Raw genomic sequence first — 18,541 nt, 5'->3', positions numbered from 1 at the left:
TGTTTATATTTTATTTAGTGCTTGTCAGTCCCATTTTCTCCTTCAAAATCATAATTCGCTGGTATGATTTAGCAATTTGCTCTTCACTAATATCTCCATTTTTAATGAATTTCTTAATGATTGAGTGAATTTGCTCCGCAGTGACCAGGTCATAGTCCGGCACATTATTGGCAAAAAGGAGGATGTCCACGCCTGCATTAATGGCCATTTTGATGGCATCTTCCTGTCCATACTGAGCACTAATGGCCCGCATCTGCATATCGTCTGAGATCACCACCCCGTCATATTCCAGAAACCCTCTCAGCACATCTGATATCACTTTGTCAGACAGGGTGGCAGGGAGTTTCCGGTCGTCCAGTACGGCATTCACAATATGAGCGGTCATCACAGCATCCACTTTTCCGGAATCCAGTAAAGCTTTGTAAGGTAGCAGCTCCTCAAACCTCCAGGTATCAGAGACGTCTGCCAGACCCAAATGAGAATCGTCTCGTGAGCTGCCATGGCCTGGAAAATGCTTAAGAACAGTGGCGATCCCGAAGAGATCATGTGCTTCAACAGTGAGCTGGGCATGTCTGGCCACCACAGTCGGGTCCGAAGAATAAGACCTCCCGATTTTACCAATGACCGGATTGGAGGGGTTAACATTCACATCCACCGATGGGGCAAAGTTCATGTTGACACCCAGTTGATACAAAATAGAAGCGGTTTGTTTTGCATAGAAACTTGTGGAGTCCGGATTATTGAGGGTGCCGAGATATTGAGCCGTCACCGTCCTTGGAAAACCATATTTCGTTTTGAGCCTGTTTACCCTACCACCTTCCTCATCTATGCTCACCAGCAAAGGTATCCCCGTCTGGGCCTGGGCATAGCTGAGGATTTCCTGTATATTCTCCTCCGTATTTTTACTGTTCAGGTTTTTCTCAAAAAGAATAACACCACCCACCTTGCCGGCTCTGATCGCCTCAAAGACGGGTGCTCCCCTGTCCAGCTCATTAAAGTCACCCAGTCCGGTCATAATCATCTGCCCGATCATCAGATCCAGAGAATCTGTTACAGGCAAATTCCCCTGAGCCAAAAGGTTTTGGGATACTCCAAGTAGGAGCATTCCAGCTATCAATGCTTTTCTCATAAAGTGGCTTTATTAAATTTTTCTATTCGGTGGCCGGCCAAAGATACATAGTAACCCTGAAGGTCAGCAGCCATGCAGCTATGCACAGGCAAAATCCCTACCAGATCTCCAATCCTGACCGAATGAATAAAGGCAGACGACCCCCGAATGATCCCGTGCTCTTGTGAAAGCCGATCTACTGTAGCCAGGGGCGTGGTTTCCCAACCCGTGCCATCAGTAGAAACCACCGTGCCAAACACTCGCCGGTCACCCACCTGTATGAAATCCTTGGAGAGGTGCACTCCTCCTCCATATACAACCACCTCGCTGCGCTCCGGGTGGATAGAAACCACCGGGCAGGCCATGCACACCGCCACATCATCGAGCAAGCAAGACCCAAAATGATGCTGCATCACATCGTAGAAAGCAAAATTACCCGGACGAAGCTCCTGCACCTCAGAAAAATCATCCAACAATGAACAGGACGGGGTGTCTCCATACGAATAAATCAAATCGTCTTTGCCAATGGCCTGACTCACATTGTCAAAAGCAGCCAATGAACCACGGTAGATCTCACCAGCCTCCGCTTTGGTCAAAGGTTTATAAGTATGGCCTGCATGAGCCAGTAATCCCTTCAAGTGATGGTTTGGGTGTTTACTATGGGCTATGTTGTGGATTTCGTTGAGGTTTTCCGGCATTACACCCGTCCGATGAGTACCTACGTCCAGTTTGATGAAATATCCCAAAGGAGCATCCACATGTTGGTTGAGGTGATCAAGCGCCTCTTTCGACACGATTAAAACATTGAGATGGATTTCACTGGCCAGCTTTTGTATCATATCGGCCTCCAACGGGTTATAGGGAAAGGCGATGGTAAGGTCCTTCCATCCCGCATCTGCGAAGTACCTGGCCATGTCCACCGAAGAAACGGTGGCACAGGTAATTCCTTCCTCAGCAAACCACTGGCCAATGGTCGCTGATTGGTGGGTTTTAAAATGAGGACGAAGCACCACATTACTCTTGCGGGCCTTTTCGGCCATCATTTTAATGTTTTTTCTGACTTTGGTCTCATCTATCAGGAGTGTCGGTCTGGTAATTTTCATCTATAGTGTCTATTATACGATTGATTATTTCTGTAAAATACTGCCCTGCATACGGACCATACCAGCTCATGGTTCGGGCCTCATATTTAGGTAAATCATACCACTCATCTCTGATCACATAGCCGGCATAGTCTCCATTGAAAGAAGTAATGATGAGCTGGTAGCCCAAATTCCTGGCTTTTTCATAAAGTGGCACGGCCAGCTCACCTGAAAAATCACAGGGCATGCCAACAAAGATGGTTTCTCCTACGATCATCACCGACACATAGTGAGGATAGTCCCCAAAAGCCCATTTGAACAGGTAAGGTCTGAGTGCCAGGTGTTTTGATATCTTGAAGGCCGGGTCTGGCAGGGAGACACTCAGTCGAAACGACGAGAGGGCAGGTACCTCGCGGTAGCCCGCACCAAGGAGACTAAAGAGCGTTACCTGCTGCCTGAGTTCCTGCGCTATTTTTTCTGCGTTCTGCCCCTGATCGGTACCCACTACCTCTGGCCCCATGCTCCCTACTGCACTGGCACCATAAGCCGAGAAGGTAATGGCACTGTCAGACTCCATCAATAGGTTAAACCTGGCCGGAAAATCCCCCGACAGCAGGCTGAAATCCTGACCAAAACAGGTGGCGTGAGCACTGTAAAAGACAAGAATCCCTTTTTCCGCACCCTTTCGAAGCTGGATTACTTTCATCCATGGGTCCTCGATTCCCTTTTCTTTGGCCAATCTGTTCTTCACCAGATCATCTACAGACAGTTCACCCACTGATATTTCGCCGGGCCTGAGCGAATCACCGGCTTTTTGAATGGACTCGATCATTTTAAGAGCGAGGAAGCCTATTCGGGCGGCATCAAAATCCCCGGCAAACAAACCACCAACTATTCCCGGAGCCCAGCCCCCCTGTCCCGAATGAGTGTGTGAGGCAGTAAAATATATTTGCTCCGCTGACCAGCCCGCAGGCAGACCACTCAGTACCGCCCTTGACAACTCCGGGTGGATGATGAGCAGATCAGCGGTGACTACTGCTATTTTTTCTTCCCCTTTTTGGAAAATCACCGTACGGACATAACTGGAGTCATGGATTCCGGTCATTTCCTTGGGGTCACGGGCTCCATATCCCGCCAGTGGGACTTTCTGCGCTGGGGTAATATTTACCCTTGACCAGCCGATCTGCAAAGAATCCGCATTTGGCTGAAGCTCAAAGGCTCGGGCGAGAGAGTCCAGCCTGAGGTTCATTTCCTGATAAAAAGCCCTGTTCTGGTAGTGATTTCTATCTACCACCGTCAGGGTAGTAATGGCCAATGAGCCAACCAGCACCAGTAAAATTGCAAATAGTTTGAGGGTCATCCGGATCATGAACCAAAATTAGCTTCTGGAAGTAATGGCCAATTTAAGGAATATCTTAGGACTAACTTATTTAGTTTCGCCTCTCCAAAACGTTTTAACCAATTTCTCACCAACGATAAAAGCTATTGGAAAAGGTCACTTTTGAGCTGTTTGGGCTCTCCCTGCTGGAACCACTCAGCACACTGATGAACTGGGTGCTGGCTTCACTTTGCGGAATTCTCTATGTCCGCCTCAAGGGGTCAGAAGAACCCTTCAAGAAATACTGGTCCTGGTTTTTCCTGGCCTATTCCATTTCCCTTGTTTTCGGAGGTTTCTCCCACCTGTTGTTTGGGTATGTGGGCATTCTTGGGAAAATTCCCGGTTGGTCGATCGCCATTCTGGGGGGTGTATCCGCTGAGTATGCCATGACTCTGGACGTCACTGACAGCAAAAAACGGCAAATGCTCATCACAGTGATCCGAAGCAAACTTTTCGCCACGCTGGTACTACTGGTGATGGACTTTTCCTTCAAATGGGTAATGGTGCACACTGCGGGATTTTTCGTTCTTGTGGGTGTGCTCTCCTATCAGCGGATGAAAGCCGGGGCTCCTAATTATAAGTACTTCCTGCAGGGGATGGTCTTTCTCTTTGTGATGGCCGGGGTGAAAGTGGCCAAGCTGGATATCCACCCATCGTGGTTTACTCGGGATGACATAGCACACTTCCTGATGCTGGCGATGTACTGGCTGTTTTACCAGGGGGTGAAAAACTATCAGGGGGGTCCCTCCTCCAAGTAGTTAAACCAGCGCTCCCAAATTGATCCTAGTTCTCTATCGATTATGTAGGTTAATTCTCCTATTTTTGGGTTAAATGCAGCCACAAATCCTTGATTTTAGTGAAGAAAATGGACTTGTTCTGTGCAATCGACCCGATAGCATAAAGAATGGGTACGAACGCTTGTATATCTCGGAAGTGAGCAAGCTCAATGCCTATGCGGTTTTCTTTAGACGTCATTTTAAGAATCAGGAGGATTCAAAAGCATACAAGTCCGAGCCATCGGTTTGTATTTTCAAAGTAGAGGATGTTCCACTGAATAGTCAGAAACACAAAGACATTCACGCAGCATTGTGGAGTGAAGGAAAAATTGATATTTACATTATTATTCACTCCAATACACGATTGGATATCTACAATGTAAGACAACCCGCAGCGGTCAAGAAAGGAGAAAATGGGCTTTCTGTCGACAGTCTGAAATTTACCTCACAAGCTCTTGAGGAACTTGAGAAGAAACAAAGTGCGGCACATCTATTCGGGACAGGCACTTTTTGGGAAGAGACAGAAAAACTGAACTCTATCAATATTGATAGAAGTCCATACCAGCACCTCATTGATTATCTAATGGAGGTAAGGGTTGGCTTCTATGAAAACAGTAAGAATCAGCTTCAATTAGATACCATAGACAAAATGCTTGTGTTAAGTATTTTGGTGAAATTTCTGGAAGAAAAAAAAGATTCGGGGACTGATCGATCAACACTTGATGACATATATGTTAAACTTCAAGTAGAAAATTTGATTGATGCAGTAGAGAAAGGACGATTTCTAGCTGTTCTTAGTGCTCTTTCTACCGAGTTTAATGGAAAGGTCTTTGATCAATTTTCTCCAGAAGAGGAAAAACAAGTTCAGGAAACAGACTTGACGTTATTAGCTCAATTTTTACGAGCTGATATTGACATAGCGACCAAACAGCTTTTTTTATGGGAGCAGTATAGTTTCCAACACCTTCCTGCCGAAGTGATTAGTTCGATTTACGAAGACTTTATTCAAAAAGAAGCCAATTTGGATGGAAAGGGACCAGAAAAGGGGGTTGTTTATACGCCCATTCATTTGGTCAACTTTATGGTGGATGAAGTGATGCCCTTGGATAATCCACCTCTATCTTTTATTGAGAATGGGCTCTACAAAATACTGGACCCTACATGTGGCTCCGGAATTTTTCTAGTTGCTGCCTACAAAAGATTGCTTCAATGGTGGGCAATTGCTGAAAGTGAAAGAACCGGAGAAATTCGGTATCCAGATGTGCTAACTGCGCAGAAGATATTGGAAGACAATATTTTCGGAGTAGATGTAAAAAAGACAGCAGTGTTAGTAACCATCTTTGGACTTACAACTGCTTTATTGGATGTTTTAACACCGAAAGAGGTTTGGGAAAACTTAAAATTTCAAGATTTAAGCAAAAAGAACATCATCAAATGGAAAGACAAAACAGGTTTTTTTGGATGGGCGCTCGATGCGAAGCGTAATAATGATCGATTCTCACTTGTTCTTGGAAATCCACCCTTTAACGAAGAAAAAGGAACAACCAAAAAAGAAGTCTTAAAGAAAGAGGTTCTTGACTCATTGGAGTTGAGGCATGCAATCCCAAGCGGTAATTTTGCACTTCATTTCTTTGAAACTTCAATGTTGTTGGCAGATCGTATTTGCATGATCATTCCTTCTAATGTCCTCTTATATACCAAATCCGATCCAGCCAAAAATTACAGAGAGCAACTATTTACCAATTATTATGTCTCGGATATATATGATTTTACACACTTGAGAGAAACTCTTTTTGTAAAAAAAAGAAGTAAGAAAAAGCTAGGAAGAACTCCTGTGGTTGCGCTTTTTGCTGAAAACAAACCCTCTGAGTTTAAAGCCATCAACCATATCGTGGTTAAAAGAACGATTTCCGTAGATCAGAAAATCCGATTTGAAATTGATGACTATGATCGGCATCTGGTAAAATGGGATTGGGCAGTTGATCCAGACAAGCAGTTCGTTTGGAAAACTAATCTACTTGGTGGAGGAAGGTTGTTTCACTTCATTTATAGACTCAGTCTGATGTCTACTTTGAAAGATTATATTGAAAAAAGACAGGAAAAGAATCCAAATTGGAAATATAGTTCAGGCTATAAAGTTGGAGGCAGTAATACAAAAAAATACCCTGCTCCCTATTTAACTGGGAAACAAACATTGGACACAAAAACAAGGTTTAGCCAAAATAATGGTTTCTACTTTGTAAAAGAGGTGAACGAGGGATTTGAAGCTCCTAGACCCAAGGAACTTTACGAACCACCACTTCTGGTTTTGGCTGAAATTCTTGGTAAAGAATCAATCCCAATGCAATTATTTGAACATCCTCAACCCTTTAATATAAGCTTTATTGGTATTCATGCACCTTCAAAATTAGACTTGAGTACAATTGAAAATTACCTAAAAGATAATTATCAGATTTTGAAAGGGTATATGTTGGCTACCAGTGCAAAGCTTCTTATTAACAAGGAGACAACATTTGTAAAGGAGGATTTGGATTTGCTTCCCTACACTGAAAAACGAGACTCACTGCTGTTGTCCAATTCCATGAAATTCCTTTTGGATGACCTGTTAAAATATGGAATTCATCTCGGGAAGCAAATTACCAAAAAATCCGCCGGTGCTATTCTCCATTACCCAGTAACGGTACCACAACTTAACGAATATGGAGAAGTCCTCTGCGCTGAACTCAATGACATCTATGCAAAAAATGGCAATAGCTGGCAGTCAGGCAAAATTTACAGAATGCCTTCTTATACAGTCTATCAAATTGGGTTTGGTGTAGATGGTAAGTTGAAGCAAGAATTTATCAGTAACGAACTAGATGACACTATTAAAAATCTGATAAACAATAACGCCAACAGAGGAGCGGCCTACAAGCGAATCGTCAGACTTTACGATCATGTAGATGGCTTTGATTGTGTCTACTTTATCAAGCCGAATGCTCTACGCTACTGGCTGAAATCAATTGCTTTGCGAGATGCCGATGAAACATTTGTTGATCTAAATAACAATGATTATTGATAGATGAGTACAAGTGGAATCAAATCATTTCGGAATTTAGAGCCAAATAACTTAATCGGTCAGTTAATCGGCTATATAGATACTCAATTACCATATTTCACTTCTTCTGATGAGTTTGTTGAAATACTTGCCTTAAGAAAAAATGAAAACCAATATTCAACAGCATTTTGTGTTTTCATGAAGTCAAGATGTGATCAAAAGTTCAGTTTTGAAAGAGAAAATCCTCAACAAGGCAGAAATACTATAGATATAGGCGTTTATCATGGTGCAATTTTATTCTTTACCATTGAGGCCAAAGTCCTCCCCACACCATTGACTGGTGATAGAAAAGAATATGAGTATGTATATGGAAAAGGTGGAGGTATTCAACGCTTCAAGGACGAGAATCACGGTGTAGATAACCAAAGAAGGTTACTTCCAGAAAATGCCATGATTGCTTACGTGAAAGAACAAAGTTTTGATCATTGGTTTTCCACAATTAATCAATGGGTATTGGATGCTTCTTGGTCTGAAAATGAAAAACTGGAAAAATTACATTTTGATCGAATTGCTAGATTAACTTCTGTACATCCAAGAATCCAAGGAACAGAGGTGACTCTTCACCATTTCTGGGTTTACGTTCACTAAGCCTACCCCGCCCAACCTTCCCGGTCCAGGCTTCGGTACTGAATGGCCTCTGCCAGGTGCTCTATCTTGATGTCCTCACTGGCCGCCAGGTCGGCAATGGTTCGGGACACCTTCAGGATGCGGTCATAGGCCCGGGCTGAGAGCCCAAGCTTTTCCATGGCCGTTTTCAGGAGTACTTTTCCACCCTCGTTGATTTTACAAAGTTCCTTGGTGGTACTGGAGCCCATCATGGCGTTATTAAAAACCTCCGGAGTATCCTTAAATCTATCTTTTTGAATTTCGCGTGCCTGGATCACACGTGCTCTGATCTCCAGACTGGACTCCGCTTTTCGGTCAGCCGTCATTTGATCAAATGATACGGGAGTAACCTCCACGTGCAGGTCGATGCGATCCAGCAGGGGGCCACTTACTTTATTGAGGTAGCGCTGGACCACTCCCGGACCACACACACATTCTTTCTCCGGGTGGTTATAATACCCGCATGGGCAGGGGTTCATGCTGGCCACCAGCATGAAGTTGGCCGGGTAGTCAATGGAAACTTTGGCTCTGGAGATGGTCACCCGTCGCTCTTCCAGCGGCTGACGCATCACCTCAAGGGCAGTGCGTTTAAACTCAGGTAATTCGTCCAGAAAAAGTACGCCATTATTGGCCAGCGAAATTTCCCCGGGCTGTGGAATGCCTCCACCCCCGACCAGTGCCACATCGGATATGGTGTGGTGAGGGGAGCGGAATGGCCTGTTGGCAATCAGCTTACCATTGCCGCCCAGTTTTCCGGCCACTGAATGAATTTTAGTGGTTTCCAGGGCTTCATGCAGTGACAAGGGAGGCAAAATGGAAGAAAGTCGTTTCGCCAGCATGGTTTTCCCTGCTCCGGGCGGACCGATCATGATCACGTTGTGACCTCCGGCCGCAGCTATTTCCATGGCTCGCTTAATGTTTTCCTGACCCTGCACATCGGCAAAGTCTGCATCTACCTGATCCAGGTCGTAAAAGAAAACGTCGCGGGTATCATAATGCAATGGTTCTATTGGGGCAGTACCATCCAGGTGCTCAATGGCTTCCTTGATCGTCTCCACACCAATGACTTCTATATCGTCTACGATGGCAGCCTCAGAGGCATTTTCCTTTGGTAAAATAAATCCTTTGAACCCCTTTTTACGTGCCTCTATGGCTATAGGAAGGGCTCCTTTGATGGGACGAAGCATGCCGTCCAAGGACAGCTCGCCCATGATCACGTACTTTTCAAGGTCCGGGAAGCTCACCTGCTCCGAACCCTGCAAAATCCCCAGGGCAATAGGCAGGTCATAAGCCGAACCTTCCTTTTTGATATCGGCGGGAGCCAGGTTCACCACCACCTTTTGGCGGGGCATGCGATAGCCATGGTATTTGATGGAGGATTCTACACGTTGTTCGCTCTCCTTCACGGCAGAGTCCGGCAGACCAACCATATAAAATCTGGTTCCCTGACCAACGTTCACTTCTATTGTAATGGTGTAGGCATTGACGCCATATACGGCACTTCCATACGTCTTTGCGAGCATGGTTCTAATATACCGTATTCTCGATTAACTGTGCAAGAGGCAACTTTCTTTTTGATAATCTGAAATCAGTCATCATCGTCATCATCATCGTCTTCTTCACCCAGGTCTATTTTGAAAGGCTTACTCTCTTCCTCCTCATCCTCCTGGGACTGGTCATAGAGCTTTGCTTTGTATTTCAAAACCTCTTCCTCGGCTTTTTTCACTCGTCTTTTTAAATCCAATATCTGAAAGTTTTCAGCGATAAGCTCTACGAGCATAAGCACTCCCAATAAGATAAATGCACTCATTAAGTATACAGGAAGCTTCCTGAGGGCAAAAGTCATATCGATCTTTTCCTTATAATTATCCATATGAGCCAGGATGTCCATACTGAAGTAAAGCACCAAAAAAATGGCGATCAAATAGACAGGGTAAAAAAACAACTTGAACTTTCTCATCTGATTTCTTAGAGTGTACCTGAAAATTAGATAAATATTCTGTTTCCCCCCCAAGCAGATCGGCTGAACGGGTCAAAAAGACTGCAATTCGGTCAGTTGTTGATATAGACCGGATGTGGTCTTCAGCTGATCATGGGTGCCACGCTCCATGATGCGCCCGTTATTGATAACGAGAATTTCATCAGCATGTTGAATTGTGCTCAGTCTATGCGCAATCACCAGGGTGGTGCGGTCCTTCATCAATGCAGATAAAGCCTGCTGCACCTGTTCCTCAGATTGTGCATCCAATGAAGAAGTAGCTTCATCCAAAATAAGGATTGGCGGATTCTGCAAGATGGCCCGGGCAATGGTCAGGCGTTGTCTCTCGCCACCCGAGAGCTTATTGCCCATTTCTCCAATGATGGTATCATACCCCAAAGGAAGAGCTTCAATAAACCCATCCGCATTGGCAGCCTCCGCAGCTTTTTTGATTTGGGCCAAGGAAATCTCCTCCCGACCGAATGCAATGTTATGGGCAATGGTGTCATGAAAAAGAAGCGGCTGCTGTGAAACGAGCCCGATTAATCCTCTCCATTGGTCCAGGGCAAGTGATCTCAGGTCCACACCATCTACCTGAATGCTCCCATGAGTGGGATCATAAAACCTGCACAAAAGGTCGGCAATGGTTGATTTTCCTCCACCTGAAGGCCCCACCAAAGCAATAATTTTGCCTTTCGGGATCGTCATGTTCAACTGATCAATCACATCTTGCTCCTCATAGGCAAAGCTCACTCCCTTGAAGACAATTTCGAGCCGGAGGGAGCTGACCGGACTTGCCTCATCGGATTCCACAATCTCCGGATGGCTGTCCACCAACTCAAAGACCCGGCGAGCGGAAACAATCCCTCTGTTGACCTCACTGAAAACCACAGAAATGGCCTTGGCGGGAACGAGCACCTGTGAGAAAATGACCAAAAACCCGATAAACTCAGCCGGACTCAGTTCCGGAGCAGGAGAAAGCACCATCTTTCCCCCCATGATCAGCACCACACTGAGCACCGCCACACCAATCACTTCAGAGATGGGAGACGCGAGATTTGCCTTTCTGGAAATATTGTAAGACTGGGCGGCATAAGCCTTCACTTCTTTGACAAACCGCTCTCGGATGTAAGACTGGGCGGCAAGCGACTTGATAATTCGGATGCCGGTGATGGTTTCATCCAGGGTACTATTCATCTGACCCAGGGACTCCTGGGATTGACGGGCCCATTTGCGGATTCTCCGGGCCACTATGGATACTGCCATTCCGGCTAAAGGCACCAGTGTAAGGGTATATAGTGTGAGTTCCGTGGAAATGGTAAAAAGCACAACAAAATAGCCAACAATCAGAAAAGGCTCCTTGACCATAATTTTGAGCGCGCTTACGGCAGACTGTTCCACCTCCTGCACATCCGTACTCACCCTTGAAATAAGGTCTCCTTTCTTTCGCAAAGCAAAATAGCCCACATCCGAATTGGTAATCGCTTTAAAAGCTGCATTTCTCAGGTTTTGAATCACCCGTACCCGCACCCTGGCCAGAATGAGCTGAGACAGGTACCGAAAAAAATTGGCCAGCAGCACCGAAGCGACCATGAGGAGACAGATATAATATAAGGCCGAAAACCGGCCACTGACTGCTACAACCTCATTGAGACGATAATAGAACAAGCCCCGGAGGTAGCCAATGGTCAAAGAAAATGGTGGCTGAACCATCGCCTGACTGCTTTCCACTTCATTGAAAAGTACCTGCAACAAGGGAATCAGTGCGGTGAGGTTGATCACACTAAATACCGTGGCCAGCGTGATGAGCACCAGATATTGCGGTACTACCAGCCCCAATGGCCGTGCAAAACCCAATATTCTCCAAAAAACAGGCATCAAAAAAGATAACTTCTGGATGGAAAATTCCACCGAAAGGTGGTGGCCACTATGGTGGTCTCCTGCTCATCCAAATCTGATGTCTCTCTGCGCCAGATTACATCCAGGTCCAAAAGCATGTTGTGATAGACCTGGTATGAAATTTTAGCCTGTCCCATCAATAGCCTGGTGTCTACTCCCTGATACATTTGGTTATCATAGTCACCTGGTCTTTTGGCCGGGAGGTAGGTCTTCAGAACATCTCTGCCATAATTGAGGTTTCCCAGATCATCGCCATAGCGTGCGGTGAGCAGGTCCCCTTGCAGTTTGAGCTTTGGCAAAGGCCGAAAGTTCAGGGAGAATAATACCTCCTGAAAATTGGCTCCCATAGGATGTGCCAATGCCATGTTATAATGGCTATAGGAGGTAAAATTGGTCTCATGACCGTATACATATGGTCTTACTCTGTTGAGCTCCACCTGCCCATTCAGGTTTTGAATCCCGAAAACATCAAAATACTTGGCCCCAAGCTGGAAGCCCTGTTTGTTTCCCCACCAACCACTTTTGCTGAACACCTCACTCACGATGAGTTCATCAATGACCAGCTGCCCATATAGTGAAATCCGCTGCCAGAGGTTCCATTTAAAATCCAGCCCCAATAACACATTATCTGAGCTGCCATCCTGCTGTTCCAGTGCTCTGTAGAATATGAGCGGATTCAGGTAATCTATTTTGAGTGTGCCGGATGAGTCTCCATACACCACCGATTCAAAAAGCCCGACCGTCAGGTTAGGTGCTGCGTTGAAACTCAAGTGGTGGCTGGCCAGATATTTTCTGGAAAAGGCTCCGATTCCATCCAGCCCATAGGTGCCGCCGGTGGTTTCACCTACCAACTGCGCAAAAATATTGGTGTATTGTACTTTCCATATTCGGGTGTTGATCCTCAGGTACGGATAATTGTTGCCCACATCCGAGAGAATAAGTGATCTCCTGCCATCCCCAATGAAGTGCTTTCCATACCCAAATTGCGCGCTGATATGCTTTGATACATTAAAATCAATATAGGCCTGTGCCCGGAGAAAATCGACTCCCGTATCATTGTGAGCCTTCCAGAAGCCTTCATAGGGCACGGCGATTGTGGAGTCAGTCACCTGCTGCACATAGTATGGGTACCGGGCCTGATTTTCTGTGAGTAGGGTGTAAAAACTCACTTTGTTGTCAATGGTGCCCCTAAGCTCAAGTCCGCGATAATTCTCAAAAAGCACCTTGTCAAAGCGAGAATCAGTCTCTTTCCCTACCCCCAATACCACTACGGGGCTTACATGCAAATCAAAATCGTCCTGACTAACCGCAAAAAGATCCGCCGGATACTCAAAAAATCGCCCGAAGAGAGGCTTTTGATTTCTTGCTGTACTGTCCCGATACTCCCTGGTCTCCTGGATGATGTATGTTTTGTCCCAGACATCTGCACGGGATTTCCCAACAGTCACTGCCTCTATATTCTCTGCAAAGTATCTTCTGGAAACCGGCTTTATGGTAGTAAAAAGGCTCTTTTCCGCCTTCACGTCCCACTCGTCCAGAATGTGATAGGCAGGTCCGTTTAATGGGATATCAGTACTTTGCGCACTTAAGTAACTGATGCTCAGGGTTAGTAAAACAGAAAAGGTATATCTCACGTGGTAAAAATATTAAAAAAGTAGCTTTTGATTCTCGTGGAATTTACTCTATCTTTGCAATCCTTTTTAAGAAAAGCATCAGAAAAGAATTATGAAAAAGGACATCCATCCAGAATACAAAGAAGTAGTCTTTTTAGATACCACTAGTGAATTCAAATTCATTACCAAGTCTACAATGACTAGTAGCGAAACCATCAAATGGGAAGACGGAAACGAATACCCATTGGTGAAGATAGAGGTTAGTTCTGCTTCTCACCCGTTTTACACAGGTAAGAAAATCTTCTTGGATACTGCCGGTAGAGTTGAGAAATTCAATAAGAAGTACAAGAAAAGTAAGTAATTTCTTATAGACATAAGTAATTGAAGTCTTCGGGCATTTGTCCTGAAGACTTTTTTATTTTTGCCCCTATGAGCATACTTTTTGCTGAACACCCGGAAGCCCATCAGCAGCTTCTTCCCCTTACCTATACCCGACCCATTGCTAATTTGCGCGTGGGTATTCTTACTATCGCTGAAAAGTGGGCCCGACGATTCGATTCCGTAGATTTTGGGTTTGATACACTCCCTTACCTTCAGGAGAAATTTACTGGGGTTACCGCTGAGGAAAATACCCTCTGGATTGTGGACGGTCTTTTGCCTGACCGCTCCCTCGTACAGGCCGTCAAAACACTGAAGCCCGGTCAGGTACTCAGGCATGGAGAGCGGCCCCTTGCTGCCCGGGGCAAACACAACCCCCTTTTGCATGATGGTTATCAGACGGTTCCTTTCGAGGAGTCTTATGACCAGGTTTCCTATACGTGGGACATCTTTCGGCTAAACGGTGCTGAGATCAGAAAAGATTTTGAGCTCCTCACCAGGGGAAGAACCAGCCAACCCATCACAGATGCTCACACTGTCAGTTATGGTTCGGACATCTTTCTGGAGGAAGGCGCTCAGGTTCGTGCCGCCGTTCTCAATGCAGAAAATGGCCCCATTTATCTGGGTAAGCATAGTGAAGTACAGGAGGGGGCCATCATTCGGGGGCCTTTTGGAATGGGCGAAGGCAGCATAGTGGCCATGGGCGCCAAACTGCGTGGCGATACATCCGCGGGACCACAGTGCAAAATGGGAGGTGAAATCTCCAACAGTGTTTTCTGGGGCCGAAGCAACAAAGGCCATGACGGCTTTCTTGGCAACTCCGTGCTGGGTGAGTGGTGCAATCTTGGGGCAGCCACTAACAATTCCAACCTGAAAAATAACTACGATCCTGTGCGCATGTGGGACTTTGCCTCTGGTCGGTTCGTTCATACCGGCCTCCAGTTTTGTGGGTTGATCATGGGTGACCACAGTAAAACAGCCATTGGCACACTCTTCAACACCGGAACTACGGTCGGGGTGGCGGCCAATATCTTTGGGGAAGGTTTTCCACGCAACATTATTCCGTCCTTTTCATGGGGTGGAGCCAAGGGGTTCGTGACCCACCAACCTCGCAAAGCTTTCATCACTGCGCAGGTGGTCATGAAAAGAAGAAATTTAGAACTGACCGAACAGGATAAAAACATCCTAAATCATATCTTTGAGGCCTCTGCCCAGTATCGGGTCTGGGAAAAAACAGATTAGTCTATGCGCTTTGCCGACATCCCTGGTTTGGAAGGTTTAAAGGAGTCATTAGTGGCCTCCTACAAAAACAATCACATTGCGCACGCCCAGCTTTTCAATGGTCCGGTAGGTGGTGGTGGCTTATCCATGGCCCTGGCCTTTGCGGCCTATCTCCTATGTGAAAACAAGCAGGAACAGGATGCCTGTGGGGAATGCGCCAACTGCCACAAAATGGAGCGGATGATCCACCCGGATGTCCACTATATTTATCCCAAACCATCCGCGTCCAAAGCCACTGAGTACGACAAACTGCAAAGTGATACCCTGAAAAAGTGGCGAACTTTTGCACACGAGCAGCCCTACGCGGACATTGAGGACTGGGTAACCTACAATGGTTACGAAAATAAAAATGTGCTCATTTCCAAGGAAGACAGTCGCAACATCATCAAGACGGTGAGCATGAAGTCTTTTGAGGGAGACTTTAAGATCCTGATCATCTGGTACCCGGAGTACATGCATCCGGCAGCTGCCAATGGCATCCTGAAAGTGCTGGAGGAACCACCCACCCAGACGATCTACCTGCTGGTGAGCTATGCCTATGATACCCTGCTTGCCACCATCAAATCCCGAACACAGATTTTTAACGTGGCCCCTTTTCAGGAATCAGTCATCGCTGAGCACCTCGTCAGCCAGCGCGGGGCAGACCCACAGGTAGCCGATAAGATTGCCCGCCTCGCATCAGGCAGCATGGGTAAGGCTTTCTATGAGCTGGAGCATGCCGGCTCTATCGCCTATGAATCATTCAGAAACTGGATGCAGATCTGCCTTAAAGGAGATTATACAGCCATGGTGCAAAACACAGAATCCTTCCTGCAAAGCTCCAAACCACAGCAGCGAAATCAGCTGGAATTTGCCATTGCTCTCATCAGAGATGCCATATTGTCCAAAGCAGAGAATGATCAGCTCCTCCAGCGTGAGGGTGCCGAAGGAGAGTTCATCAAGAAATTTGGAGGTTTTGCTTCTTTGGAGGTGCTGGAAAACATTTACATGAACATTAGCAACAGTCTTAACCACTTGCAGAGAAACGCAAGTCCGCGCATTACGTATATGAACCTTTCATTGCAATGTAGTAAACTGCTTAGGTCTTAGTGAAAACAAAAAAAACCATTGGAAGAGCGGACATAGTGGATTTTCCCGATCTCGGTATTGAAAATGTAAAAGCCAAAATTGATACCGGGGCATTTACTTCCTCTATCCATTGTAAAAAAATAGCCGTGAAAGATGGTGTGCTGAGTTTTCATGTATCCATCGATCAGGATGGCACCTCCATCAGCAAGAGGTTCGAAACCACTGACTATACACAAAAGAAGATCAAAAGCTCTAATGGCGTGGCCCAGCTTCGGTATGTGATCAAAACCAAAATTGTCCTTTTCGGCAAGGCATATCCTGCGCAGTTCTCTCTATCTGACAGGAGCCGAATGAAAAACCCAGTACTCCTCGGAAGAAAGCTTTTGAAAGGTCGCTTTCTCGTAGATGTATCCGAAAAAAACCTTTCCTTTGACTTAAAGAAAACTCAAAAATGAAATTAGCGATACTTTCCAGAAAATCGGATCTGTATTCCACCCGCAGACTGAAAGAAGCTGGAGAAGAAAGAGGCCACGAAGTACACATCATCGACCATTTACAGTGTGACATCATGATTGAACAAAATGCGCTGGCCATGTATTATCAGGGCCAGAAGCTCACAGATTATGATGCCGTCATCCCCCGAATAGGAGCGTCAGTCACCTTTTATGGAACTGCCGTGCTCCGTCAGTTCGAAATGATGGACGTATTCAGTGCCAACCGATCCATAGCCATCACCCGGTCAAGGGATAAACTCCGCAGCCTCCAGATGCTGGCCGCGGCAGGACTGGATTTACCTAAAACCGCTTTTACCAACTACTCCAAAGAAGAGAAACAAATCATCCAAAACCTGGGTGGGGCGCCTCTTATCGTAAAGCTACTGGAGGGTACGCAGGGACTTGGTGTGGTACTGGCTGAAACCATCAAAGCTGCCAAGTCGGTGATTGAGGCATTTCATGGACTCAAAGCCCGAATTATCGTCCAGGAATTTATCAAAGAAGCCAAAGCCTCAGATATTCGTGCCTTTATTGTGGATGGTGAGGTCGTTGGCGCGATGAAGCGCACCGGCAAAGAAGGAGAGTTCAGGTCTAACCTCCACAGGGGTGGGTCAGCAGAACTCATTCGCCTAAAGAGATCTGAAAAAGCCGCTGCCATCAAAGCTGCGACTGCCATGGGGCTTCATATCGCAGGAGTAGACATGCTCCAGTCTGATCGCGGGCCACTTATCCTGGAAGTAAACAGTTCTCCGGGACTGGAAGGGATCGAGAGTGCTACAGATAAAGACATTGCTGGCAAAATCATAGAATTTGTGGAGCGCAACTATCAAAATAAACGCGGAAGAAAGAAGAACGCCTAGTGGAAACCATCAGGATAGGAACCCGAAAGAGCAAGCTTGCCCTCTGGCAGGCAGAGAATGTGGCTGATCAGCTACAGCAAGCAGGATACCCAACAGAACTGGTACTGAAGGAAACCAAAGGTGACAAGGTGCTGGACGTCTCCATTGCCAAAATAGGGAGCAAGGGTGTTTTTACGGAAGAGCTGGAAGAACAACTCGCATCGGGTGCCGTGGACATAGCCGTCCACAGCGCGAAGGACATGCAGTCCAGGTTGCCTTCAGGTTTTGAAATCATCGCCTTTGGTGCGCGCGAAAAGATCAACGATGTGATTGTCTCGGAAAAATCAATTGACCTGAGCAAGAACCTCGTCCTGGGCACCTCCTCTACCCGGAGAGTAGCTTTGTTCAGACATTTCTATCCCAATGTGGAAACCGTGGATGTGCGGGGAAATCTCCAGACGCGCCTGGAAAAAATGAAGTCCGGACTTTGTGATGGGCTTGTGCTGGCCTATGCGGGAGTCCACCGCATGGGTTACGATCCCATGATCAGGTATGAGCTGGCTTCAGATGAATTTATCCCAGCTGTGGGGCAGGGCAGCATTGCCATAGAGGCACATGATTCACTTTCGCAGGAGAAGAAAGACGCCATCCGGTCAGTGCTTAATCACCCGTCTACTGAAAGCCGCTTGCTGGCGGAGCGGGCCTATTTAGCCCGGTTGGAAGGCGGATGCAGCATTCCTGTATTTGCCCTTGCTAATTGGTCCGGTGATCAACTAGTCATTTCAGGTGGCATTGTAAGCCTGGACGGCACTCAGAGAATTGTGAAAACCCTGCGTGGCAATGAGCCCATTTCTCTGGGTAATGAGCTCGCCGAAGAAATCCTGAAAGCCGGTGGGGATAAAATTCTGGCGGAAATACGTAATCAACTTTGATTTTTTATCTTT

General features: G+C 46.2%; 16 protein-coding genes. 9 read left to right on the top strand and 7 right to left on the bottom strand.

All coding sequences use genetic code 11. The features are described from left to right. Positions 1 to 10: 10 nt before the first annotated feature. From RIH33_RS10975 to RIH33_RS10965, 3 genes are read right to left on the bottom strand one after another with little or no spacing between them, the layout of a single operon-like run. Positions 11 to 1,129, bottom strand: a complete 1,119-nt coding sequence (locus tag RIH33_RS10975; protein WP_406654783.1) for a glycoside hydrolase family 3 protein — start codon at positions 1,127 to 1,129, stop codon at positions 11 to 13. After that, positions 1,126 to 2,211: an alanine racemase gene (locus RIH33_RS10970; protein WP_406654782.1), complete on the bottom strand. Its 1,086-nt coding sequence runs from the start codon at positions 2,209 to 2,211 to the stop codon at positions 1,126 to 1,128. Before RIH33_RS10970 ends, RIH33_RS10975 begins: the two co-directional genes overlap by 4 nt. Then, a complete protein-coding gene (locus RIH33_RS10965; RefSeq protein ID WP_406654781.1) occupies positions 2,177 to 3,559 on the bottom strand; it encodes a neutral/alkaline non-lysosomal ceramidase N-terminal domain-containing protein in 1,383 nt (460 codons plus the stop codon). The genes RIH33_RS10970 and RIH33_RS10965 overlap by 35 nt, the downstream gene beginning before the upstream one ends. A gap of 116 nt (positions 3,560 to 3,675) precedes the next feature. On the opposite strand from RIH33_RS10965, the gene RIH33_RS10960 reads away from it, so the two are divergent. The 3 genes from RIH33_RS10960 to RIH33_RS10950 all read left to right on the top strand — a co-directional run bounded on the left by RIH33_RS10960 (position 3,676) and on the right by RIH33_RS10950 (position 8,029). Next, positions 3,676 to 4,326 (top strand): DUF6962 family protein, encoded by a 651-nt coding sequence (locus RIH33_RS10960; RefSeq protein ID WP_406654780.1) that lies wholly within the window; start codon positions 3,676 to 3,678, stop codon positions 4,324 to 4,326. Between the two features lie 73 nt (positions 4,327 to 4,399). After that, positions 4,400 to 7,402: a class I SAM-dependent DNA methyltransferase gene (locus RIH33_RS10955; RefSeq protein ID WP_406654779.1), complete on the top strand. Its 3,003-nt coding sequence runs from the start codon at positions 4,400 to 4,402 to the stop codon at positions 7,400 to 7,402. Positions 7,403 to 7,405: 3 nt separating this feature from the next. Continuing rightward, on the top strand, positions 7,406 to 8,029 hold the full coding sequence (locus RIH33_RS10950) for a hypothetical protein (RefSeq protein ID WP_406654778.1): 624 nt from the start codon (positions 7,406 to 7,408) through the stop codon (positions 8,027 to 8,029). Positions 8,030 to 8,031: 2 nt separating this feature from the next. Here RIH33_RS10950 and RIH33_RS10945 read toward each other — a convergent pair whose 3' ends face one another. The 4 genes from RIH33_RS10945 to RIH33_RS10930 form a co-directional block, all read right to left on the bottom strand. Then, entirely contained in the window at positions 8,032 to 9,570 is a 1,539-nt protein-coding gene (locus RIH33_RS10945; RefSeq protein WP_406654777.1) for a YifB family Mg chelatase-like AAA ATPase, read from the bottom strand. Positions 9,571 to 9,635: 65 nt separating this feature from the next. Beyond that, positions 9,636 to 10,007, bottom strand: a complete 372-nt coding sequence (locus RIH33_RS10940; RefSeq protein WP_406654776.1) for a hypothetical protein — start codon at positions 10,005 to 10,007, stop codon at positions 9,636 to 9,638. A 72-nt stretch (positions 10,008 to 10,079) separates the two neighbouring features. Beyond that, positions 10,080 to 11,903 carry an ABC transporter ATP-binding protein gene (locus RIH33_RS10935; RefSeq protein ID WP_406654775.1) on the bottom strand — a complete coding sequence of 608 codons (1,824 nt, stop codon included), beginning with the start codon at positions 11,901 to 11,903 and terminating at the stop codon, positions 10,080 to 10,082. Then, positions 11,903 to 13,558: a hypothetical protein gene (locus RIH33_RS10930; protein ID WP_406654774.1), complete on the bottom strand. Its 1,656-nt coding sequence runs from the start codon at positions 13,556 to 13,558 to the stop codon at positions 11,903 to 11,905. Before RIH33_RS10930 ends, RIH33_RS10935 begins: the two co-directional genes overlap by 1 nt. Positions 13,559 to 13,649: 91 nt before the next feature. Between RIH33_RS10930 and RIH33_RS10925 the strand changes: the two genes are divergently transcribed. From RIH33_RS10925 to hemC, 6 genes are all read left to right on the top strand, one after another. Then, positions 13,650 to 13,898 (top strand): type B 50S ribosomal protein L31, encoded by a 249-nt coding sequence (locus tag RIH33_RS10925; protein WP_406654773.1) that lies wholly within the window; start codon positions 13,650 to 13,652, stop codon positions 13,896 to 13,898. 68 nt (positions 13,899 to 13,966) lie between these two features. After that, positions 13,967 to 15,157 (top strand): GlmU family protein, encoded by a 1,191-nt coding sequence (locus RIH33_RS10920; RefSeq protein ID WP_406654772.1) that lies wholly within the window; start codon positions 13,967 to 13,969, stop codon positions 15,155 to 15,157. Positions 15,158 to 15,160: 3 nt separating this feature from the next. Continuing rightward, on the top strand, positions 15,161 to 16,285 hold the full coding sequence (locus RIH33_RS10915; protein ID WP_406654771.1) for an ATP-binding protein: 1,125 nt from the start codon (positions 15,161 to 15,163) through the stop codon (positions 16,283 to 16,285). Next, positions 16,285 to 16,719, top strand: coding sequence for an ATP-dependent zinc protease (locus tag RIH33_RS10910; RefSeq protein WP_406654770.1), 435 nt, complete (start codon positions 16,285 to 16,287; stop codon positions 16,717 to 16,719). The genes RIH33_RS10915 and RIH33_RS10910 overlap by 1 nt, the downstream gene beginning before the upstream one ends. Further along, positions 16,716 to 17,618 carry a 30S ribosomal protein S6--L-glutamate ligase gene (gene rimK, locus RIH33_RS10905; RefSeq protein WP_406654769.1) on the top strand — a complete coding sequence of 301 codons (903 nt, stop codon included), beginning with the start codon at positions 16,716 to 16,718 and terminating at the stop codon, positions 17,616 to 17,618. The genes RIH33_RS10910 and rimK overlap by 4 nt, the downstream gene beginning before the upstream one ends. Next, on the top strand, positions 17,618 to 18,529 hold the full coding sequence (gene hemC, locus RIH33_RS10900) for a hydroxymethylbilane synthase (RefSeq protein WP_406654768.1): 912 nt from the start codon (positions 17,618 to 17,620) through the stop codon (positions 18,527 to 18,529). Before rimK ends, hemC begins: the two co-directional genes overlap by 1 nt. Positions 18,530 to 18,541: the final 12 nt, after the last annotated feature.

This window comes from Marinoscillum sp. (genome assembly GCF_040222955.1).
Classification (GTDB): domain Bacteria; phylum Bacteroidota; class Bacteroidia; order Cytophagales; family Cyclobacteriaceae; genus Marinoscillum.
Note: the sequence above shows the minus strand (reverse complement) of the source record. Positions and strands in the feature narration are given on the sequence as shown.